The organism is Pseudomonas sputi (genome assembly GCF_021603585.1).
Taxonomy (GTDB): Bacteria; Pseudomonadota; Gammaproteobacteria; order Pseudomonadales; family Pseudomonadaceae; genus Aquipseudomonas; species Aquipseudomonas sputi.
The window spans coordinates 326,336-348,168 of sequence record NZ_BQHI01000002.1; the positions used below are offsets into that span (position 1 = coordinate 326,336).

A 21,833-nucleotide genomic window follows, 5' to 3' on the forward strand; every position below is an offset into this window, starting at 1 on the left:
CCATGGCAAGCCTTGCCGCCGATCACTCAAGGACAATCCGCCACCCGCGGGAATTTCTGTGCTGCGCCTGTGCCCAATCCGCTAGTCTTGCTGAATCCTGGAAGGAGCCGTCCCATGTTCGAATCCGCTGAAATCGGTCACGCCGTCGACAAAGACACCTACGAAGCCGCCGTGCCCGCCCTGCGTGAAGCCTTGCTTGAAGCCCAGTTCGAGTTGCAGCAGCAAAAGCGTTTTCCGGTGATCATTTTGATCAACGGCATCGAAGGCGCCGGCAAGGGCGAGACGGTGAAGCTGCTCAACGAATGGATGGACCCGCGCCTGATCGAAGTGCGCACCTTCGATCAGCAGACCGACGAAGAGCTGGCGCGACCACCGGCCTGGCGTTACTGGCGGATGCTGCCGGCCAAGGGGCGGATGGGGATTTTCTTCGGCAACTGGTACAGCCAGATGCTGCAGGGCCGGGTGCACGGTCTGTTCAAGGACCCGCGACTGGATCAGGCGATTGCCGGCGCCGAGCGCATGGAAAAGATGTTCTGCGATGAAGGTGCGCTGATCTTCAAGTTCTGGTTCCACCTGTCCAAGAAACAGATGAAGGCGCGACTCAAGGCCCTGGCCGATGACCCGCTGCACAGCTGGCGCATCAGCCCGCTGGACTGGCAGCAGTCGCAGACCTACGACAAGTTCGTCAAATATGGCGAGCGCGTGTTGCGCCGCACCAGTCGTGATTACGCGCCGTGGCATGTCATCGAGGGGGGCGACCCGTACTACCGCAGCCTGACGGTCGGCAAGATTCTGCTCGAAGGTCTGCAAAACGCCTTGAAGCGTCCCGATGTGCATCCCCATGAAGTCAACGCTGCCCCGCTGGGGACTTCCGTCGACCAGTTGAACCTGCTCGACAGCCTCGACCTGACCCAGCGTCTGGAGAAGAAAGACTACGAAGAACAATTGATTACCGAGCAGGCGCGGCTGTCCGGCCTGATGCGTGACAAACGCATGCGCCGGCATGCGCTGGTGGCAGTGTTCGAAGGTAACGATGCGGCGGGCAAGGGCGGTTCGATTCGCCGGGTGGCGGCGGCGCTCGATCCACGTCAGTACAACATCGTGCCGATTGCCGCGCCGACCGAAGAGGAGCGGGCGCAGCCGTATCTGTGGCGGTTCTGGCGGCATATTCCGGCGCGGGGGAAATTCACCGTGTTCGACCGCTCATGGTACGGCCGGGTGCTGGTGGAGCGGGTCGAGGGTTTTTGCAGCACCGCCGACTGGATGCGCGCCTATGGCGAGATCAATGACTTCGAGGAGCAACTGGCCGACGCCGGGGTGATCGTGGTCAAGTTCTGGCTGGCGATCGACAAGGACACGCAGATGGAGCGCTTCCAGGCGCGCGAAGAAATCCCGTTCAAGCGCTTCAAGATCACCGAAGACGACTGGCGCAACCGCGACAAGTGGGACACCTATCGCGCCGCTGTGGGCGACATGGTCGACCGCACCAGCACCGAAATCGCTCCGTGGACTCTGGTCGAGGCCAACGACAAGCGCTGGGCCCGGGTCAAGGTGCTGCGCACGATCAACCGGGCGCTGGAAGAAGCGTTCGAGAAGTCCGACAAGCGAGCCAGGAAACACAAGGACTGAACCGATGGGCCCGCATACGCGAGGTGAATGATTGTCGCGGTCGGCGATTGGGTGGACTTATGCTCGGTCCACTCCCAACCGACTGCAACAATGAGGTATGCCATGCGTGAAGTGGTGATCGTCGACAGCGTACGGACCGGCCTGGCCAAGTCCTTTCGCGGCAAGTTCAACCAGACCCGTCCCGATGACATGGCGGCCCATTGCGTCAATGCGTTGCTCTCGCGCAACGACATCGACCCGGCCAGCGTCGAGGATTGCATCGTGGGCGCCGGTTCCAATGAAGGCGCCCAGGGCTACAACATCGGCCGTAACGTGGCAGTGCTCTCGCAATTGGGCACCGGCACCGCCGGCATGACCCTCAACCGTTTCTGTTCTTCGGGGTTGCAGGCGATCGCGATTGCCGCCAACCAGATCGCGTCGGGTTGCAGCGACATCATCGTCGCCGGTGGCGTCGAGTCGATCAGCCTGACGCTGAAGAGCGTCAATACCGATCACCTGATCAACCCGCTGCTCAAGCAACAGACGCCGGGCATCTACTACACCATGGGCCAGACCGCCGAAGTGGTGGCGCGCCGTTATGGCGTCAGCCGCGAGGCGCAGGATCGCTACTCGCTGCAGAGTCAGATCCGCACCGCTCAAGCGCAGGCAGCCGGCCTGTTCAACGATGAAATCGTGCCGATGACGGTGAAGTACCGGGTTGAAGACAAGAGCAGCGGCGAAGTGCAGATCCTTGACGGCATCGTTGATCGCGACGATTGCAACCGTCCGGACACCACCTATGAAAGCCTTGCCGGCTTGAAACCGGTGTTCGCCGAGGACGGTTCGGTGACCGCCGGCAACTCCTCGCAGTTGTCCGATGGCGCTTCGATGACCTTGGTGATGAGCCTGGAAAAAGCCCTGCAACTGGGGCTCAAACCGAAAGCGTTTTTCCGTGGGTTCACCGTGGCCGGTTGCGAGCCTGACGAAATGGGCATCGGCCCGGTGTACTCGGTGCCGAAACTGCTCAAGGCCAAAGGCCTGCAGGTGGCGGATATCGATCTGTGGGAATTGAACGAAGCATTCGCCTCGCAATGCCTGTACGCCCGTGACCGGCTGGAAATCGACAACGAGAAGTACAACGTCAACGGCGGCTCGATTTCCATTGGTCACCCGTTCGGCATGACCGGATCACGGCAGGTCGGGCATCTGGTGCGCGAGTTGCAGCGGCGCAATCTGCGCTACGGGATCGTGACCATGTGCGTGGGCGGCGGGATGGGCGCGACGGGCCTGTTTGAGGCGGTGCGCTAAGCCGGTCTGCCGGAGTCCATCAATTGCATCCGCGCGATGTACGCGCGGATTTCCTCCTCGGCTTTCTCGAGGCTGTCGAACGGCCCTTCGAGGGTGTTCTCCCGGGTGCTGAAATACAGTTCCCCGTTGACCCGGCATACGCGGTCGCTGCGAAAGTGCGTGGCGGGGGCGGTGTCCTGGGCGCGCATGCCTAACATGACGGGTCTCCTTGGTGAATGATGTCCCGGGCCGGATCCAATCAGCTTATGCCTGAACCACTTGGCTTGCCCGGGCAGCCGATCAACGGCCCATCGTCAATTTTCCGCTGCGACCTGCACCGTTTCATTTACGGCTGGAGCGCAACTGATCCTGTGTCACGCAGGGTCTGTGCGCCTAGAATGAACGCTCCTGTTTCTGGCGCTTGGGGTGCTCATGCACGTTTCATCGGGTCGTTGGGTGTACGGCATGTTCCTGGCGCTGTTGACGGCATTTCTGTGGGGAATCCTGCCGATCAAGCTCAAGCAGGTGCTGGTGGTGATGGACCCGGTCACGGTGACCTGGTTTCGCCTGCTGGTGTCCGGCGGCTGCCTGTTCATCTATCTGGCGGCCACCAAGCGTTTGCCGAGTCGCAAGGTGCTTGGGCCGAAGGGTGCTGGCTGGTGCTGATGGCGGTGCTCGGGCTGGTGGGCAACTACGTGCTGTACCTGATGGGCCTGAACCTGCTCAGCCCCGGCACCGCGCAACTGGTGGTGCAGATGGGGCCGATCATGTTGCTGATCGCCAGTCTGTTCGTGTTCAAGGAACGCTTCAGTATCGGTCAGGGCATTGGCCTGGCGGTGCTGCTGATCGGTTTTGCGTTGTTCTTCAATCAGCGCCTGGCGGAATTGCTCACGTCTTTGTCTGACTACACCGCCGGCGTGTTGCTGGTGCTGCTGGCGTCGACCGTCTGGACCTTCTATGCGCTGGGGCAGAAGCAATTGCTGACGGTGTGGAATTCGCTGCAGGTGATGATGGTGATCTACCTGTTCTGCGCCTTGTTGCTGACGCCTTGGGTGCATCCGCTTGAAGCGCTGTCACTGAGCCCGTTGCAGGGCTGGCTGCTGCTGGCGTGCTGCATGAACACCCTGATCGCCTACGGCGCGTTTGCCGAAGCGCTGGCGCACTGGGAGGCTTCGCGGGTCAGCGCGACACTCGCGATCACACCATTGGTGACGTTCGGTGCGGTTGCAGTGGCGGCGAGGGTGTGGCCTGAGTATGTGCATGCCGAGCAAATCAATCTGCTGGGGTATGGCGGGGCGGTGCTGGTGGTGCTGGGGTCGGCGCTGGTGGTGCTGGGGCCTTCGCTGATTGCCGGGCTCAAGGCGCGGCGGGCGAAACTGTTGGTCGGATGACCCTTCCCGCGCCGGGCACGGGAAGGATCGGCATGACTCAGCCCTTGGCACCGGCCTCGATCATGTTTTCCGGCCGCACCCAGGCATCGAACTCCTCATCGGTCAGATAGCCCAGCTCCAGCGCCGCTTCACGCAAGGTTTTGCCTTCGCTGTAAGCCTTCTTGGCGATTTCCGCCGATTTGTCGTAGCCGATGTGCGGGTTCAGCGCCGTCACCAGCATCAGTCCGCGCTCCAGATGTTTCGCCATGACTTCGGCATCCGGCTCAAGCCCGGCGATGCAGTGCTGCTGGAAGTTGCTGCAGCCATCGGCCAGCAGGCGGATCGATTGCAGCAGGTTGTGGATGATCACCGGTTTGAACACGTTCAGTTGCAGGTGACCCTGACTGGCGGCGAAACCGATCGCCACGTCGTTGCCCAGCACCTGGCAGGCGAGCATCGACAGCGCCTCGCACTGGGTCGGGTTGACCTTGCCGGGCATGATCGAGCTGCCCGGCTCGTTGGCCGGCAGGCGCACTTCGGCAAACCCTGCGCGGGGACCGGAGCCCAGAAGACGCAGGTCATTGGCAATTTTCATCAGCGCCACGGCGAGGGTTTTCAGGGCACCGGACAGGGTGGTCAGCGGCTCGTGGCCGGCGAGGGCGGCAAACTTGTTCGGCGCGGTGACGAACGGCAAGCCGGACAGCGCCGCCAGCTCGGCAGCAATCGCTTCGCCGAAACCGTGGGGCGAGTTGAGCCCGGTGCCGACGGCCGTGCCGCCCTGCGCCAGTTCGCAGACCGCCGGTAACGCCGCGCGAATCGCCCGTTCGGCGTAATCCAGCTGCGCTATGAAACCGGAGATCTCCTGACCGAAGGTGATCGGCGTGGCGTCCATCATGTGGGTGCGACCGGTCTTCACCAGTTTCATGTGCCGCGCCGACAGTTCGGCCAGGCCGCCCGACAGCTCGGCGATGGCCGGCAGCAGTTGGGTCTGCACCGCTTGTGCGGTGGCGATGCTCATGGCGGTGGGGAAGCAGTCGTTGGAGCTCTGCGAGCGATTGACGTGATCGTTGGGATGCACCGGCGTCTTGCCGCCGCGCGGGTTGCCGGCCAGTTCGTTGGCACGGCCGGCAATCACTTCGTTGGCGTTCATGTTGCTTTGTGTGCCGCTGCCGGTCTGCCAGACCACCAGCGGGAACTGGTCGTCGTGCTGGCCGTCGAGCACTTCGTCGGCGGCCTGTTCGATCAGGCGGGCGATATCGGCAGGCAGGTCGCCGTTGCGGTCGTTGACCCGGGCCGCGGCTTTCTTGATCAGGGCCAGGGCGTGCAGTACCGGCAATGGCATGCGTTCCTGGCCGATGGCGAAGTTGATCAGCGAGCGTTGCGTCTGAGCGCCCCAGTAAGCGTCGTCCGGGACCTCGATCTGGCCCAGGCTGTCGGTTTCGATACGGCTCATCGTGCACACTCCTGTTGGTCTGTTTGCGCAGTTTAGGCCCGGTTCGCTCCGGGTGGTTCCATCCGGTCGATTGTTGACCCGCCGGCCCCCGCCAATCAAGCGCGGCAAGGGCCGGGGCTTGAGCCGCAGCGTTATTCAGGCGCAGAATGGTCGCCCTTGGGGTTTTACCTCGCCTAGCTGAAAAGGAAACTCGATGACTCGTCTTCGTGCCATCTGTACCGCGGTTGCCCTGGTTTGCGCCAGCGGCCAGGTGCTTGCCGATACCGCCAGCCACAACGCCAGTGCCGAAGCTTTCCTGACCCTGGCACACGCTGACAAGCTGGGCACTCCGGTGTATATGCAGGTTCAGCAGATGTTCGCCCAGCGTTTTGAACAGACCAAGGCGCCGGAATCCAAGAAAGCCGTACTGGATACCTACCAGGCCAAGGCCAACGCCGCTCTGGACCAGGCCATCGGCTGGAAGAAACTGAAGCCGGACATGGTCAAGCTCTACACCAGCAACTTCAGCGAGTCCGAGTTGAAAGACCTGGTCGCGTTCTACCAGTCGCCACTGGGCAAGAAAGTCCTGGAAAAAATGCCGCAGCTGACCCAGCAATCGGCCCAGATGACTCAGGCCAAGCTGGAAAGCGCCGTGCCGGTGGTCAACAAGCTGCTGGACGACATGACCAACGAGCTGGCGCCGAAAGGCGCGCCTGCGGCCAAGAAGAAGTAAGCGGAGTTCGTGATGACCATGCAACAACGCATCGAATCGACGCTTGCACTGCTTCAGCCTGAGCATTTGCAAGTGCTGGACGAAAGCCACATGCACAGTCGCGGGTTGCAGACCCACTTCAAGGCAGTGGTGGTCAGCGCGCAGTTCGAAGGCCTGAACCGGGTCAAGCGCCACCAGAAAGTCTACGGCACGCTCGGCGAGCTGATGGGCGAGTTCCATGCGTTGGCGCTGCACACCTACACCCCGCAGGAATGGGCAGAGACAGGCGTCGCTCCGGCGTCGCCGACCTGTGCCGGCGGCAGCAAGCATTGAGCCTTGCAGCAATGAACTGAGGTTTTTTGCTAGAATCCGCAACGCGCCGCTGACCCGGCGCGTTTTTTTTCGCATCCGGTTCACCCTTTACGAGGGTAGCCACCTGGAGAAATACCCATGACACAACCGATTGTCGTGGCGGCACTGTACAAGTTCGTCACCCTCGAAGATTACGTCAACCTGCGCGAGCCGCTGCTGCAAGCGATGGTCGACAACGGCATCAAAGGCACCTTGCTGATCGCCGAAGAAGGCATCAACGGCACGGTGTCCGGCAGCCGCGAAGGCATCGACGGCCTGCTGGCCTGGCTGCGCAACGATCCGCGCATGGTCGATATCGATCACAAGGAATCGTACTGCGACGAGCAGCCGTTCTATCGCACCAAGGTCAAGCTCAAGAAAGAGATCGTGACCCTGGGCGTCGAAGGCGTCGACCCGAACAAGCAGGTCGGCACCTACGTCGAGCCAAAGGACTGGAATGCGCTGATCAGCGACCCGGAAGTGCTGCTGATCGACACCCGCAACGATTACGAAGTCTCGATCGGCACCTTCGAAGGCGCCATCGATCCGAAAACCACCAGTTTTCGCGAATTCCCCGACTACATCAAAGAACACTTCGATCCGGCCGTGCACAAGAAGGTCGCGATGTTCTGCACCGGCGGCATCCGCTGCGAGAAGGCCTCGAGCTACATGCTCGGCGAAGGCTTCGAAGAGGTTTACCACCTCAAGGGCGGCATCCTGAAGTACCTCGAAGAAGTGCCACAGGAAGAGACCAAATGGCAGGGCGACTGCTTCGTCTTCGACAACCGCGTGACCGTGCGTCATGACCTGAGCGAAGGCGACTACGATCAGTGCCATGCCTGCCGCACCCCGGTCAGTGTCGAGGATCGTGCTTCCGAGCATTACGTGGCCGGCATCAGTTGCCCGCACTGCTGGAATTCCCTGAGCGAGAAGACCCGCCGCAGTGCCATCGACCGGCAGAAACAGATCGAACTGGCCAAGGCGCGCAACATGCCGCACCCGATCGGCTACAACTATAAGCAAGCATCCACCGAGGCTTAATCATGTCTGCACGCCTGCTCTATGTGATGGATCCGATGTGTTCGTGGTGCTGGGGATTTGCCCCGGTGGCCAAGGCCTTGGTGGAGCAGGCGCAGGCAGCCGGGGTGGAACTGCACCTGGTGGTCGGCGGGTTGCGTACCGGCAGTGGTGCGGCGCTGGAGCCGACCACCCGGCGCTACATTCTCGAACACTGGCAGGCGGTCAACGAGGCCACCGGCCAGCCGTTCAAATTTGAAGGCGCGTTGCCGGACGGTTTTGTCTACGACACCGAGCCTGCCTGCCGGGCCATCGTCACCGCCCGCAGCCTGGCGCCGGATTGCGCGTGGAAACTGGTCGGGTTGATCCAGCAGGCGTTTTACGCGGAAGGTCGCGATGTCACCCAGGCCAGCGTTCTGGTGGAGCTGGCAGAGAAGGCTGGCGTGCCGCGCATCGAATTTGCTGCCCTGTTCGATCATGCCGATCAACACAAGTCGACCCAGGCCGATTTCAGTTGGGTTCAGGATCTGGGCATTGCCGGATTTCCGACCCTGCTCGCCGAACGCAACGGCCATCTGGCGTTGCTGACCAACGGTTACCAGCCGCTCAGTGAACTGTCACCGTTGCTCGGTCGATGGCTGGAGCGCGCCGCCTGTGTCTGACCCGGCCGATGACACGCCAGCCGTCAAGCGTGTCGACCGGCTGAGCTGGGCTGAAGTCCGGCGCCTGGCGCTTCATCACAAAAAATCCCTGTGGATCGCCAACGGCGTGGCCGTTCTGGCGACGCTGTGCAGCGTGCCGATTCCGTTGCTGCTGCCGTTGCTGGTGGACGAAGTCCTGCTCGGCCACGGCGATGCCGCGCTGAAAGTGATGAACCATGTGCTGCCCTCGATGTGGCAGCAGGCGGCGGGCTACATCGGCCTGATGCTGGTGGTGACGCTGACCCTGCGTTGCAGCGCGCTGTGTTTTGGTGTGTTGCAGGCGCGACTGTTTGCGCGGCTGGCCAAGGACATCGTTTATCGCATTCGCGTGCGGTTGATCGAGCGTCTGAAGCGCATTTCCCTCGGCGAATACGAAAGCCTGGGCAGCGGCACAGTCACCACGCACCTGGTCACTGACCTCGACACCCTCGACAAGTTTGTCGGCGAAACCCTCAGCCGTTTTCTGGTGGCGATGCTGACCCTGGTCGGCACCGCCAGCATCCTGATGTGGATGCACTGGAAACTGGCATTGCTGATCCTGCTGTTCAACCCGCTGGTGATCTACGCCACGGTGCAGTTGGGCAAACGGGTCAAACACCTGAAAAAACTGGAGAACGACAGCACCTCGCGCTTCACCCAGGCGCTGAGCGAAACCCTTGATGCAATTCAGGAAGTGCGTGCCGGCAACCGGCAGGGCTTCTTCCTCGGACGTCTCGGCCTGCGGGCTCAGGAAGTGCGCAATTACGCGGTCAACTCGCAGTGGAAGACCGACGCCTCGAACCGCGCCAGTGGGCTGCTGTTCCAGTTCGGTATCGACATCTTCCGCGCGGCGGCGATGCTCACGGTGCTGTTTTCCGACCTGTCGATCGGGCAGATGCTCGCGGTGTTCAGCTACCTGTGGTTCATGATCGGTCCGGTCGAACAACTGCTGAACCTGCAATACGCCTATTACGCGGCAGGTGGCGCGCTGGCGCGGATCAACGAACTGCTGGCCCGCGCCGACGAGCCGCAATACCCCGGCGGCGTTGACCCGTTCAAGGGCCGCGATACCGTCGGGATTCAGGTGCAGGGTTTGAGCTTCGGTTACGGCGACGAACTGGTGCTGGATCAGTTGAACCTGTCCATCGCCCCCGGCGAGAAAGTGGCGATTGTCGGCGCCAGTGGCGGCGGCAAAAGTACCCTCGTGCAATTGCTGCTGGGCCTGTACACGCCACTGGCCGGGACGATCCGTTTCGGTGGCTCGACCCAACAGGAAATCGGCCTGGAAACGGTTCGGGAAAATGTCGCGGTGGTGCTGCAGCATCCGGCGCTGTTCAATGACACTGTGCGCGCCAACCTGACCATGGGCCGTACCCGCAGCGACGAAGCCTGCTGGCAGGCGCTGGAAATCGCCCAGCTCGAGCCCACTATCCGCGCCTTGCCGGATGGGCTGGACAGCATTGTCGGCCGCTCCGGCGTGCGTCTGTCCGGCGGTCAGCGCCAACGGCTGGCCATTGCGCGGATGATCCTCGCGGAACCCAAAGTGGTGATCCTCGACGAAGCGACATCGGCCCTCGACGCCGCCACCGAATACAACCTGCACCAGGCCATGGCGCGGTTCCTGAATGGCCGCACCACGCTGATCATTGCCCACCGCCTGTCAGCAGTGAAGCAGGCGGACCGGGTGTTGGTGTTCGACGGCGGGCAAGTGGCCGAAGATGGCGACCATCAGCAACTGATTGCCGAGGGTGGTTTGTACGCCAAGCTGTATGGGCATTTGCAGCGGTTGTAGGTTATCTCCAGATGACGTTAAGCCAATCATTAGCGCCTGTATGACCGAACGCCTTTACGATCACCGCACAAGCTTCGCAGGGCGGCATGGTGGTTGCGATGTTGACTGAGCGGATGGCCTGTTTATCGGGATATTTCCGGTGGATGAAACTGATCAACTTGCTTTCACTGTCCAGTGAAGTGGGTACCGCTGGCAGTTCGGGATAGGTTTTCGGAATGGCCAGAAGATTCTCATGGCTATCCATCAGAAGGCCACTTCGGGTGGGTGGGCCGCTCAAGTCGACATTGAAGTAAGTTGCGTCGCCTCTCTGGACGTGCTCGGCTCCCAGATAGGTTTTGAACAGAGGCAGTTTTCCTGTTGTGCCCTGTGCCCCGGAAACACTGACATAGACCTCCCTGACTCCATCGGTCTTGATGACTTCTGCATACGCGATGTTTCTGGGGTTGGAACGTCGTTGTGATTTAGGCAACAGGTCATTGAGCTTTTTCATCGTGCGATCGATCCTGAACAGACTTTCTGTGTTCTGAGGGATCGTCTGCTCCATGAACAATGTGTCGAAAATTTCGGCTGTTCGTTGGCGCAACGTTTCCGAAGCTTCATGGCTGCGTGACCATGTTGTTGCGCCTTCGGACGATTGTGTGACGATCATTCTCGTCCTTTGATCGAACATCAGGGCTTCGCCGGGGCTGGTATCGAGTTTGATCCATTGCATATTGGCGGGTGGGTTTGGGGGGGTGCCCAAGGGGATAGCGATTCGCTCCATGGTTTTCATTGCACGCTCGACTGCATCTGTACCGTAGATCGCCGCGAGGTTGTTGGCGGTCAGTGAGCCTTCATACGTTCGCAACAGCTCGGCACCCCGTGTGCCTTCCATGAGATCGTCTTGAGATAGTTGTTTCATAGTGAGCGTCTGCAGCTCGCTCAGGTCTTTATCTGCAGGAAACGTCGCCAGGTAATATTTATCGGTATTTACACGAGTAAAGAGGAGATTGTCGGAGGTAACGAGAGACGGTACGACAATCGCGCCTATGCGGTGCAGTTCATTGCTGTCTTGATAGCTTCCCTGGATTTCTATGCGTACATAAATGCCCTTTTGAAATTGCACGTCGGCCAGGATTACGTCTTTGGGTACCGGCTTTTTTTGGGCGAAACCCAATTGTGTGAAATCGCCCTTCCACCTCTTCGGTTCGCCATTCAACAAATGATAGAGGCGGCCATCGCGCAGGAAATACTCCCCCTCTACTGAATGCCGCGCTTGTGGTGTGCACAACCGTTCACCAAACCAGGGGGCATAACCTTTGTTCGGGTCAAATGAGCGAAGCGGCGGGGTATCGGGATGGGGATCGCCAGTAATGAACTCATTAACGCAAATGTCACTCCCTGGTGCGCGTTTGATACGGCAGGAAGTGCGTTTGAACTTCGAACTTTCATCAATCAGTTCGATACGGCGCAACCAGTCGCCATCCAGTCGATAGGGTACGTTGTCGATATAAACGGTCATTTGGCCATCGATTTCCGGCAACTCGCGAATTGTGGCGTGTTCTGCCACTTCGACGAAGACGTGCTGATCGGTTTTTTGAATTGGGCGATAGGCAGAGCGGCCCAGCGACAACCGGTAAAGCTTGTCGGCCAGGGGCGGTCCAAAGGGTTTGTCGGTCATCGGATCAAGCATTCGATAATCAAGCAGCGTCGCGCTGTCGACTCTGCGAGCCGGAAGGTCATCGAACCCTCTGGTCGAGACCAGGTTGTCAGAAGCGGCAAGCAGCTTGTAGCTGCCCGGGTCCGTGACTTGCGGTAGTCCTTTTACGAAGTCATATGAGCCAGCTCTCCCGGTCAGCCTGTTGATTTGCCTGATGGCGGCCCGCAGTGCCAGCCGGTTCACGGCATAAAGTCCATGTACCAGTACTTTCCCCAGAGTGGGCGCGCCATCCAGCGGGTTGAAGTTGCGTAAGGACGTGATCAGTAGTTTTTGGGTCAGGCGGGAAAACTGTGGCAGTACCTGTTTGTAACCCAGGCGAACAGCGGTGGAGGCGAGTCTTGCAGAGCCGGAAACGAATTTTCCAAGAGGAAGGGCAAAGGACAGTGTGTCGGTGAACATGCCGAAGACTGCGTTAATGCTTTTTCGCGGATCATCGGAATGAAGATCGTCGAGGTTGCCAAAGAAGGGTACCCACTTCCCGATCTTGATAAGCAGGGTATGACGCCTCTCTTCCGCCTTCTCCAGTTCTGTCTGCTGCCGTGCGTTGGCGTAAAGCTTGTCTTCCGCTACATAGAGGTGGTCGCGTGCGATGAATAACGCGATCTCCGAGGCGCGCTTGGAGGTGATGGCAGGGGGATGACCCGTCGGCGCTTCAGGGGGAAAGGTCACGCCCAGTTGTTCGATGATGGCGATGCATGTGGCCTCTTTCTTTGGTGCGCGGCCGATTTCGTAGGCACCCCAGTCCAGTGGTACGGGTTTGCCACGCCGCACGGTCACCCGCACCTTGCCGCGAATTCGCCATTCTTCGGTTGTAAGGCGACCGTTGAGCATGTCCGCGTTGAAGTCGGTGCGCTGGCGAATGATTCCGGCGCGCGGCAGGCATTCATACCAGCAGGTCCGGTCGTTGTAGGTCATGGAAAGGATAAAGCCCATTCGCAGCCTCAACGGCATTGTGAGTGAGGGCTTCTCCTGGGAAGCTTCCAGGTCTTTGGTCGACGATCTCACGGTGTAGATTTTTGTCTCACCGTATTCGATGGCCAGACGATCATCATGGGGCAGATGGCTGAACAGGCTGATCAGTAATTGCCGGTAGGCACTTTTTATCATGTTGAGATAGGTGTTGTATTGACTCTCGAACAACACATTGACATCTGGCAGTGTCCTGAGCCGGATGGCTTCCGGGATCCATTTGGCGGTCGTTTCAATGCTGCCGTCCGATCGAATGCTGAAACGGGCGGTGCTGACACTTTCGCCATCGTATCCGGTAATGAGCCAGGTTTTGTCTTTATGTCCCTTCCACATATAGACATCGCGAAAGGACACGCTTTTCTGTCGTAGATCCGGCACGAACCTTGAACCCGTGTCGGGCCCCAGGTATCTGACCAGTTTTCGACCATCGCTGGTGAACACCTGTTGACCGAATACTTTCTTGATTTCCCGGTCTGCGATCTCCCAGCGTTTTGGCGGATCGATATCCAGTTGTTTCAAAGTGGTTTTCATCACCTCTGTATGCTGGTCGAGGGCCTCCATTACGCGCTTCTTGGTGGACTCGCTGTATTCGGCGTTTCTGTCTTCTTGCACGATGCCGTTGGCGACAGCCCAGTCCATCGCGGGAGCAATCCTGCTCCAGGCGACGATATCCAGTTCCTGTTCAGTGGCTTCTGTGGATTCCTCCAGAGGAAAGTCAACCAGTTGCTGGAATGTCATGTGGGGCACACGGTCCGGTTCGATGGCGTCAGCCAGATGAAGTCCATGGACAAAGTTCACCCAGACGAGAGAGCTTCTATAGGGCAGGTCGACGGGAGTGTCGGAGCGATGGAAGTCGATTGGAAATTCGCAGCGGTACAGGCAGGCCAGCAGGACCGCCTCGATTTCCGAAGTGACCCGATTGCTGCTCAGAAGGTGGTCTTCGAACTCGCTCCATATGGCCTGGTAGCTTTTCCCGTAGTTGGAGCGCTGATGCCAGGGATACCCTGCGATATCTCTCTCTGCATCAGTGTCACGTTGCTCCCACAAGCGGATTGCCCTGCTCAGCAGCTTGTTGCGAACGAGCGGTGAATCGTCTTGTTCAGTGTCGCTGCCGTACCATCCCAGTTTTGTCAGCAGCGACTTCGCCAGCTGGCTGGCGTCGGCCGATTGAAGGATTTGCTCCAGGTACACGGTGGGGGTCTGGCGAACGCGCGCTGCGGTGATATCGGAGGCGAGATTTTTCGCGAGATGGCCGATCAGCGATTTGACTGACGCCGGCAAGAACTGTCTGATGGCTTCACGGATTTTGCTCTCGGTCAGACGGCCCAGCAGGGTCGAGAGGGGCAAGCGTTCTTTGGGTGGTAAGCTCCGGCTTTTCCGCAAAGCCTGGTGTTCCTCGAGGTTCGGAGTGCAGGCCAGCGAGTCGACGTCAATGCCGCGTTCCAATTGCAGCCCATGACGGGCGCGCTTTTCTTCCAGGGCGCGCAATGCGGCTTGGTGTTCCTCTTTATCGGCAGGATTCCAGGGGGAGATACCGTAATAAAGTGCCATCCGGGCGAGGCTGAACTGCCCGTCCGGGCGTAGAGTCAGTTTCAGTTTTCGGGCGATGGACGGGTTTTTTGCATCCAGGTCCAGAGGCGAGCCAGGATGTGGCTTGAGGTAGGTATTGGTCAAGGCGCTGGCGGTGGAGGGCGTGTTACGCAGTTTTTCCAGCAACCTGCTGTACTCTTCCAGTAAGGCCTGATGCCGCGCGGGATAAGAGGAGCCTGCGTCGAGCGGGGCGCTGGAAGTCGAAGGGGGCAGCATGTTTGATTGTCCTTTTGGTGTGGAGGGATCCGTAAGGCTTTAGCCCTCAAGGGGGCGGTTTGCAGTAGATCGCTTCCAAAAGGCAGAAGGGCGGTACATATGTCTTGTCGGAAAGGAGTTGAAGCGCCCGTCGCTTGCCTAGATTCACAAGCCAACCTAGTCTCGTGATAGCGATTTCGTCCGGACGACGAACGGACTGTGCTCACGCAAGGAATCCCATGAAGCAAAAGCGGACTCTCGGAACGCCTCGGTTGCTGGGCATTGTCTGGCCATTTATCGCCGTCGTGCTGTTTCAAGCCTTGCTGGGGGGCGTGAGCCTCTATGTCCTTTCGGCCGTTCGCGGTTATGTGGCGGGCGAGAGTCTTTGGTCCAAGGGCCAGAAAGACGCCATCTATTACCTCAATCTTTATGCCGACAGCCGTGACGAGGCGATTTACCTCAAATATCAGAAAGCAATCGCTGTGCCTCAGGGTGGTCATCAGTTGCGAGTGGCACTGGACAGGCAACCGCCGGACCTCCAATCGGCGCGCGAGGGCATTCTCAAGGGCGGCAATCATCCGGATGATGTCTCCAGCCTGATCTGGCTGTATCTGAATTTCCGTCATTTCAGTTATCTGGAAATCGCCATCGACCGCTGGACGCTGGGTGATGCCTATCTGGTGGAACTTGATGATGTTGCGCGAGAGATGCATCGGTCCATCACCGCCAATGCCGCCACCGATGCGGATATCCGGCGCTGGAAGGCCCGGATCTATGCGATCAACGATGGCGTGACCCCCGCCGCCAAGGCCTTCAGCGATGCTCTGGGAGAGGGGTCGCGGGTGATCCTGCGCCTGTTGTTGTTCACCAACCTTGCCACGGCGCTGGGCCTGATCGTTCTGGCATTGCTGCGTACCCGCAAACTGCTCAAGCAACGCCATGCCTTCGCCGAGGCCTTGCAGCTGGAAAAGGACCGGGCCCACATTACTCTGCAGTCGATTGGCGACGGGGTGATCACCACCGACGTGAGCGGGGCAATTGAATACATGAACCCGGCCGCCGAAGCCTTGACCCACTGGAAAGCCGAACAGGCGGCCGGGCTGCCGCTGGCGGCCCTGTTCAATCTGCTGGACGACAACGCCCAGACCGAAGGGCTGACCTTGATCGAGCATATTCTCAGCGGTCAGCTCAGCGGTGGCAGCGAACACTCCAGGCTGATCCAGCGCCTCGACGGCAGTACCGTGTCGGTAACCCTGGTCGGGGCACCGATCCGCAACTCCGACAAGGTCAGCGGCACTGTACTGGTGCTGCATGACATGACGCAGGAGCGGCAATACATCGCCAATCTGTCGTGGCAGGCCACCCACGATGCACTGACCGGGCTGGCCAACCGTCGCGAGTTCGAATACCGCCTCGAACAGGGCCTGCACAATCTGACCCGGCAACCCGGCCGCCATGCGCTGATGTTTCTCGACCTCGACCAGTTCAAACTGGTCAACGACACCTGTGGGCATGCGGCGGGCGACGAGTTGCTGCGGCATATCTGTGCGTTGCTGCAATCGGGCCTGCGCGAAGGCGACACCCTTGCGCGCCTGGGCGGCGACGAGTTCGGCATCTTGCTGGAGAACTGCGCCCCGGAGGCGGCGGAGAAGATTGCCGAGAGCTTGCGCCAGACCGTGCAGAACCTGCACTTCGTCTGGAAGGGGCGACCGTTCCTGACCACCGTCAGCATTGGTCTGGTGCACGTCGCGCAAACCCCGACCACCCTGGAGGCCTCGTTGCGGGCCGCCGACATGGCCTGCTACATGGCCAAGGAAAAGGGCCGCAACCGGGTGCAGGTCTACCATGCCGACGATTCAGAGCTGTCCCTGCGTTTTGGCGAGATGGCCTGGGTGCAGCGCCTGCACATGGCACTGGAAGAAAACCGCTTTTGTCTGTACGCCCAGGAAATTGCGCCATTGAGTTCGGCTGCCGGTGGCTCAGGCGGGCATATCGAGATTCTGCTGCGACTGCACGATGAGGCGGGCCGGATGATCCTGCCGGACAGTTTTATACCGGCGGCGGAACGTTACGGATTGATGACGTCGCTGGATCGCTGGGTTGTGCAGAATGTATTCAAGGTTATTGCCCAGTGTATTAACGATAAGTGTCAGAGTCCTCTGGCAATGTGTGCGATTAATCTTTCAGGCATTACTATCGGAGATGACGCGTTCTTGCACTTTCTACGCGAACAGTTTGATAACTACGGTGTACCGCCTGAAATGATTTGTTTTGAAATTACAGAAACCAGCGCCATTGCGAATCTTGGGAGTGCAATCAAATTTATTAATGAACTCAAGGGCTTGGGTTGTTATTTCTCGCTTGACGACTTTTGCGCCGGAATGTCTTCATTCGCTTATCTGAAACATTTGCCTGTAGACTTCCTGAAGATCGACGGGAGTTTCGTAAAGGATATGCTGGACGACCCGATTAACCGTGCAATGGTCGAAGTGATCAATCACATCGGACATGTCATGGGTAAGCAGACAATTGCCGAGTTTGTCGAAACAGCGCAGATCGAGCAGGCATTGCTTGAAATCGGCGTGGATTACGCTCAGGGTTATGTTGTGGAGCGTCCGCAGTTGTTTACCTGTGACAGTTTGCAAAGTCGGCCGGCCAGACCGCAGCCGTTGTTATTCAAGGCGCCTGGCACGTTCCGTTGAAGTCTCTTGCCGATCCTTACAATCACAAATCAAAAGGAGCCGAACAGTGATCGACACATTCAACCGAACCGGACCACTCATGGAAGCTGCAAGTTATCCCGCCTGGGCGCAACAGTTAATCCAGGATTGCAGCGAGAGCAAACGCCGGGTTGTCGAACATGAACTTTATCTGCGTATGCGTGATAACAAGCTCAGCGCCAAAACCATGCGCCAGTACCTGATCGGGGGCTGGCCCGTCGTTGAGCAATTCGCGTTGTACATGGCGCAGAATCTCACCAAAACCAAATTCGCCCGCCACCCGGGTGAAGACATGGCGCGGCGCTGGTTGATGCGCAATATCCGCGTCGAACTCAACCATGCCGATTACTGGCTGCACTGGAGCCGGGCCCATGGGGTGAGCCTGGAAGATCTGCAGGCGCAGCAAGTACCACCGGAATTGCATGCCCTGAGCCACTGGTGCTGGCACACCAGTTCGGCGGACTCGCTGATCGTGGCCATCGCGGCCACCAACTACGCGATCGAGGGCGCGACAGGGGAGTGGTCGGCGCTGGTGTGTTCAACGGGGGTCTATGCCGCCGCTTTCCCTGAAGAGGATCGCAAGCGGGCCATGAAGTGGCTGAAGATGCACGCCCAATACGATGATGCCCACCCGTGGGAGGCGCTGGAGATCATCTGCACCCTGGCCGGGATGAACCCGAGCAAAGCCTTGCAGGCGGAACTGCGACAGGCCATCTGCAAGAGCTACGACTACATGTACCTGTTCCTTGAGCGCTGCCTGCAGCTTGAGCTGTCGGAGCGGGTGGTAATGGTCGGGCGCGAGCGTCGGGCGCTGGTCGAGAGCTAGTTTCGGCGACATCAATGAAAAACGGGAGCCTCGGCTCCCGTTTTTCATTGGCTGCAAAAATCTAACCTGCCATGGTCAGGCGATTTCGCCCTTCGCGCTTGGCGACGTACAGCGCGCTGTCGGCCCGGCGCAACAGGCTGTCGGCGGATTCACCCGGCAACAGGGTCGAGCAGCCAAGGCTCACGGTCAGTTCGATCAGTTGGCCATCGGCGTAATAGTCCTGGGCCTGTACCGCATGGCGCAGGCGTTCGCCGACCATTGCAGCGGCTTCACGGCTGGTGTTGGAAAGCAGAATCAGGAACTCTTCCCCGCCATAGCGAAACACCATATCAACGTTGCGTAACTGATCCTTGATCGATGCGGCCACGGCTTTGAGCACCTGATCGCCGGCACCGTGACCATGAAGGTCATTGACCTGTTTGAAGTGGTCGATGTCCAGCATCAGCAGTGACAATGGCTGCAGGTGTCGACGGGACATTTCGATTTCCCGATGCAGGGTCTGTTCCATGGCGATGCGGTTGCCGGCACCGGTCAGCGGGTCACGCAGTGCCGTTTGCGTGGCGACGCGATACAGCAGGGCATTACGCATCGGATACAGCAGGGTCGACAGCAATGACTCGAAATTGCCCAGCTCCTGCTCGCTGAACCGTTGATTGCGGCGGAACACCAACTCGCCCATATGCTCGCCTTCGTGGCTCAGGCTGTAGCTGGCCGAGTGGTGCCCGCGGGCACCGAACTCCAGGCGCAGGTCGCTACCGTTGTGCACGTAGATCAGGGCGTCCAGCGGTACCAGGCGCTGAACTTCGCGGAAAAACAGACCGAGAATACGTTGAGGCTCGAGGCTGGTTTGCAGTTGCAGGCTCATTTGTTGGCGCAATTGCGCCAGGCTGACAGGTCGCGCCAGCAGGGGAGGCAGCTGACCAAAGCCCAGGCGTTGCAATTTGGCACTGTCGAAGTCAATTGCAGTGGTCTGGGAGGGTGATTTCATATGGCGTGAGCCCCTAAGCAGTAAGTCTGTCTTACAGGCTGGGTGAGAGCGGCTATGGGCTGCGCGTCATACTGATCCATCAGTCCCGTAGGACATTTGGCGTAAGTTTAGTCTGCCCGATGACGATTAGTCAGCTATCGAATCAGGCCCTGCCCGACTGCCTTCACACGGCGTGCTTTGAGCAAATGTAGAGCGAAAGTCATGCCATACGGTTCATATTTTTTGAAAGCCGTTGCGAATCAATGGTTTGAGATTTACGCGGCAGAAATGACGGTGGTTATTTGACTGAGATGGCCGCGCTGGAAGCGGCAATTGCATGCCGCGACGGGATTCCGCCACGGCAACAAATGCGACGTATGGCATTACTGGGCGTTGAAAGCCTGGCCATTGATACCTGTGCTGTCCGGGCCCATCAGGTACAGATAGACCGGCATGATCTCTTCCGGCGTCGGGTTGTTCAGCGGGTTTTCACCCGGATACGCCTGCGCACGCATGCTGGTGCGGGTTCCCCCCGGGTTGATGCTGTTGGAGCGTACCGGCGCCACGCCGTCGACTTCATCGGCCAGGGTCTGCATCAGGCCTTCGGTGGCGAACTTCGATACGCCATAAGCGCCCCAGTAGGCCCGTCCCTTGCGCCCGACGCTGCTGGAGGTGAACACCACCGAAGCGTCCTGCGACAGCTTGAGCAGCGGCAGCAGGGTGCTGGTGAGCATGAACATCGCGTTGACGTTGACCTGCATGACGCGCATGAAGTTTTCACCGGACAACTGCTCGATCGGCGTGCGCGGACCGATGATCGAGGCGTTGTGCAGCAGGCCGTCGAGGTGGCCGAACTCGGTCTCGATCATCGCCGCCAGCTCATCGTACTGATGGGGCAGGGCGGTTTCGAGGTTGAACGGGATTACAGCCGGCTGCGGATGCCCGGCCGCTTCGATCTCGTCATAGACCTGGGTCAGGTTGGCTTCGGTCTTGCCCAGCAACAATACGGTCGCACCGTGGGCGGCATAGGTCTTGGCGGCGGCCGCGCCGATGCCGCGACCGGCACCGGTGACCAGAATGACCCGATCCTTGAGCAATTCGGGGCGAGCGGAGTAATCAAACATAAAAAACCTCATCAAGAGTCAGATCGTTCCCGCGTCCAGGCGTCGAACCGTCCGCGCGGGAATGCAGCCAATGACGCTCCGCGCCAGGTCTCAGCAACTGCAGAGTGCGTTATCCAGTACCTTGCGCAATTCCAGCGGATGATCCACCACCACGTCCGCCCCCCAGTGCCGAGGGTTATCGTCGGGATGAATGTAGCCGTAGGTCACGGCGGCGGTCTTGGTGCCGGCGTCACGACCGGATTCGATATCGCGCAGATCATCGCCGATAAACAGGACGGTCGACGGATCCAGATCAAGCATCTTGCAGGCAAGGATCAGCATTTCGGGATCCGGCTTGCTGTTCTTCACATGATCCGGGCAGATCAGCAGGGCCGAGCGCTCGGCCAGCCCCAGTTGCTGCATGATCGGTTCGGCGAAGCGCAGCGGCTTGTTGGTGACCACGCCCCAGATCAGATTGGCTTTCTCGATGTCGGCCAGTAATTCGCCCATGCCGTCGAACAGCTTGCTGTGCACGGCGCAGCCCACGAGATAGCGCTCGAGGAACTCCAGGCGCAACTCCTCGAAGCCCGGCGACTCCGGATCCATCGAGAACGTCACCGCGACCATGGCCTTGGCGCCGCCGGAGATTTCGTCGCGAATGTGTTTGTCGTTCATCGGTGGCAAACCGCGATCCGCGCGCATCGCCTGGCAGATGGCGATGAAGTCCGGCGCGGTGTCGAGCAGAGTGCCGTCCATGTCGAAAAGGACTGCTCTGATGGCCATCGGCTTATTCCTCGCGCAGGGTCTGGATCATGTAGTTGACGTCAACGTCCGCCGCCAGCTTGTAGTGCTTGGTCAGCGGGTTGTAGGTCAGACCGATGATGTCCTTGACGGTCAGGCCGGCCATGCGGCTCCAGGCGCCGAGCTCGGACGGGCGGATGAATTTCTTGAAGTCGTGAGTGCCGCGCGGCAGCAGCTTCATGATGTATTCGGCGCCGACGATGGCGAACAGGTACGCCTTCGGGTTGCGGTTGATGGTGGAGAAGAACACCTGGCCGCCGGGCTTGACCATGCGGAAGCAGGCGCGGATCACCGAGGACGGATCCGGTACGTGCTCGAGCATTTCCAGGCAGGTGACGACGTCGAACTGCTCGGGCATTTCTTCGGCCAGGGCTTCGGCGGTGATCTGGCGGTATTCGACGTTCACGCCGGATTCCAGCTGATGCAGTTGCGCGACTGCCAGCGGCGCTTCGCCCATGTCGATGCCGGTCACGGTCGCGCCGCGCTGGGCCATGGCTTCGCTGAGAATGCCGCCGCCGCAGCCGACGTCGAGGACCTTCTTGCCGGCCAGGTTGACGCGCTCGTCAATCCAGTTGACCCGCAGCGGGTTGATGTCGTGCAGCGGTTTGAACTCGCTTTCGCGGTCCCACCAGCGATGGGCCAGGGCTTCGAATTTGGCGATTTCGGCGTGGTCGACGTTGCTCATGATTCAATCCTCTAAAACTTGAAAAAGGC

General features: G+C 59.6%; 17 protein-coding genes and 1 pseudogene. 11 read left to right on the forward strand and 7 right to left on the reverse strand.

Annotated features, from left to right (window positions below; genetic code table 11):
* The first annotated feature begins 114 nt into the window (after window positions 1-114).
* A complete protein-coding gene (gene pap / locus L6D81_RS04130) occupies window positions 115-1,629 on the forward strand; it encodes a polyphosphate:AMP phosphotransferase (protein ID WP_236177996.1) in 1,515 nt (504 codons plus the stop codon).
* 102 nt (window positions 1,630-1,731) lie between these two features.
* On the forward strand, window positions 1,732-2,916 hold the full coding sequence (locus L6D81_RS04135) for a thiolase family protein (protein WP_236177997.1): 1,185 nt from the start codon (window positions 1,732-1,734) through the stop codon (window positions 2,914-2,916).
* Here L6D81_RS04135 and L6D81_RS04140 read toward each other — a convergent pair.
* Complete coding sequence (locus tag L6D81_RS04140; protein WP_236177998.1) at window positions 2,913-3,113, reverse strand: DUF6316 family protein; 201 nt, start codon at window positions 3,111-3,113, stop codon at window positions 2,913-2,915. The two genes, L6D81_RS04135 and L6D81_RS04140, sit on opposite strands and share 4 nt — an antisense overlap.
* Window positions 3,114-3,360: 247 nt before the next feature.
* Between L6D81_RS04140 and L6D81_RS29805 the strand changes: the two are divergent.
* Together L6D81_RS29805 and L6D81_RS29810 are read left to right on the forward strand one after the other, a co-directional pair.
* Window positions 3,361-3,698: pseudogene (locus L6D81_RS29805) on the forward strand (EamA family transporter); the annotation flags it as partial.
* A 123-nt stretch (window positions 3,699-3,821) separates the two neighbouring features.
* Window positions 3,822-4,286, forward strand: coding sequence for a DMT family transporter (locus L6D81_RS29810; protein WP_236178108.1), 465 nt, complete (start codon window positions 3,822-3,824; stop codon window positions 4,284-4,286).
* A gap of 37 nt (window positions 4,287-4,323) precedes the next feature.
* On the opposite strand, the gene L6D81_RS04155 is transcribed toward L6D81_RS29810, so the two are convergent.
* Window positions 4,324-5,718: a class II fumarate hydratase gene (locus L6D81_RS04155; protein WP_085668121.1), complete on the reverse strand. Its 1,395-nt coding sequence runs from the start codon at window positions 5,716-5,718 to the stop codon at window positions 4,324-4,326.
* A gap of 193 nt (window positions 5,719-5,911) precedes the next feature.
* On the opposite strand from L6D81_RS04155, the gene L6D81_RS04160 reads away from it, so the two are divergent.
* From L6D81_RS04160 to L6D81_RS04180, 5 genes are all read left to right on the forward strand, one after another.
* Entirely contained in the window at window positions 5,912-6,430 is a 519-nt protein-coding gene (locus L6D81_RS04160) for a DUF2059 domain-containing protein (RefSeq protein ID WP_236177999.1), read from the forward strand.
* A gap of 12 nt (window positions 6,431-6,442) precedes the next feature.
* On the forward strand, window positions 6,443-6,742 hold the full coding sequence (locus L6D81_RS04165; RefSeq protein ID WP_007950896.1) for a BolA family protein: 300 nt from the start codon (window positions 6,443-6,445) through the stop codon (window positions 6,740-6,742).
* Between the two features lie 117 nt (window positions 6,743-6,859).
* Window positions 6,860-7,801 (forward strand): oxygen-dependent tRNA uridine(34) hydroxylase TrhO, encoded by a 942-nt coding sequence (trhO, locus tag L6D81_RS04170; protein WP_236178000.1) that lies wholly within the window; start codon window positions 6,860-6,862, stop codon window positions 7,799-7,801.
* A 35-nt stretch (window positions 7,802-7,836) separates the two neighbouring features.
* Window positions 7,837-8,439 (forward strand): DsbA family protein, encoded by a 603-nt coding sequence (locus L6D81_RS04175; RefSeq protein WP_236178109.1) that lies wholly within the window; start codon window positions 7,837-7,839, stop codon window positions 8,437-8,439.
* The gene (locus L6D81_RS04180) at window positions 8,432-10,249 is read left to right on the forward strand and encodes an ABC transporter ATP-binding protein (RefSeq protein WP_236178001.1); all 1,818 of its coding nucleotides are present in this window, start codon (window positions 8,432-8,434) and stop codon (window positions 10,247-10,249) included. The genes L6D81_RS04175 and L6D81_RS04180 overlap by 8 nt, the downstream gene beginning before the upstream one ends.
* A gap of 1 nt (window position 10,250) precedes the next feature.
* Here L6D81_RS04180 and L6D81_RS04185 read toward each other — a convergent pair whose 3' ends face one another.
* On the reverse strand, window positions 10,251-14,723 hold the full coding sequence (locus L6D81_RS04185) for a hypothetical protein (RefSeq protein WP_236178002.1): 4,473 nt from the start codon (window positions 14,721-14,723) through the stop codon (window positions 10,251-10,253).
* A 218-nt stretch (window positions 14,724-14,941) separates the two neighbouring features.
* Here L6D81_RS04185 and L6D81_RS04190 point away from each other — a divergent pair, with 218 nt between their 5' ends.
* Window positions 14,942-17,404 carry an EAL domain-containing protein gene (locus tag L6D81_RS04190; protein WP_236178003.1) on the forward strand — a complete coding sequence of 821 codons (2,463 nt, stop codon included), beginning with the start codon at window positions 14,942-14,944 and terminating at the stop codon, window positions 17,402-17,404.
* 79 nt (window positions 17,405-17,483) lie between these two features.
* Entirely contained in the window at window positions 17,484-18,248 is a 765-nt protein-coding gene (locus L6D81_RS04195; protein WP_373874282.1) for an iron-containing redox enzyme family protein, read from the forward strand.
* Window positions 18,249-18,309: 61 nt separating this feature from the next.
* On the opposite strand, the gene L6D81_RS04200 is transcribed toward L6D81_RS04195, so the two are convergent.
* From L6D81_RS04200 to ubiG, 4 genes are all read right to left on the reverse strand, one after another.
* Window positions 18,310-19,236, reverse strand: coding sequence for a GGDEF domain-containing protein (locus L6D81_RS04200; RefSeq protein WP_236178005.1), 927 nt, complete (start codon window positions 19,234-19,236; stop codon window positions 18,310-18,312).
* Between the two features lie 362 nt (window positions 19,237-19,598).
* Window positions 19,599-20,339: a YciK family oxidoreductase gene (locus L6D81_RS04205; protein ID WP_025113079.1), complete on the reverse strand. Its 741-nt coding sequence runs from the start codon at window positions 20,337-20,339 to the stop codon at window positions 19,599-19,601.
* Window positions 20,340-20,429: 90 nt separating this feature from the next.
* On the reverse strand, window positions 20,430-21,101 hold the full coding sequence (gene mupP / locus L6D81_RS04210) for an N-acetylmuramic acid 6-phosphate phosphatase MupP (protein ID WP_236178006.1): 672 nt from the start codon (window positions 21,099-21,101) through the stop codon (window positions 20,430-20,432).
* Between the two features lie 4 nt (window positions 21,102-21,105).
* Entirely contained in the window at window positions 21,106-21,804 is a 699-nt protein-coding gene (ubiG, locus tag L6D81_RS04215) for a bifunctional 2-polyprenyl-6-hydroxyphenol methylase/3-demethylubiquinol 3-O-methyltransferase UbiG (protein ID WP_007950906.1), read from the reverse strand.
* Window positions 21,805-21,833: the final 29 nt, after the last annotated feature.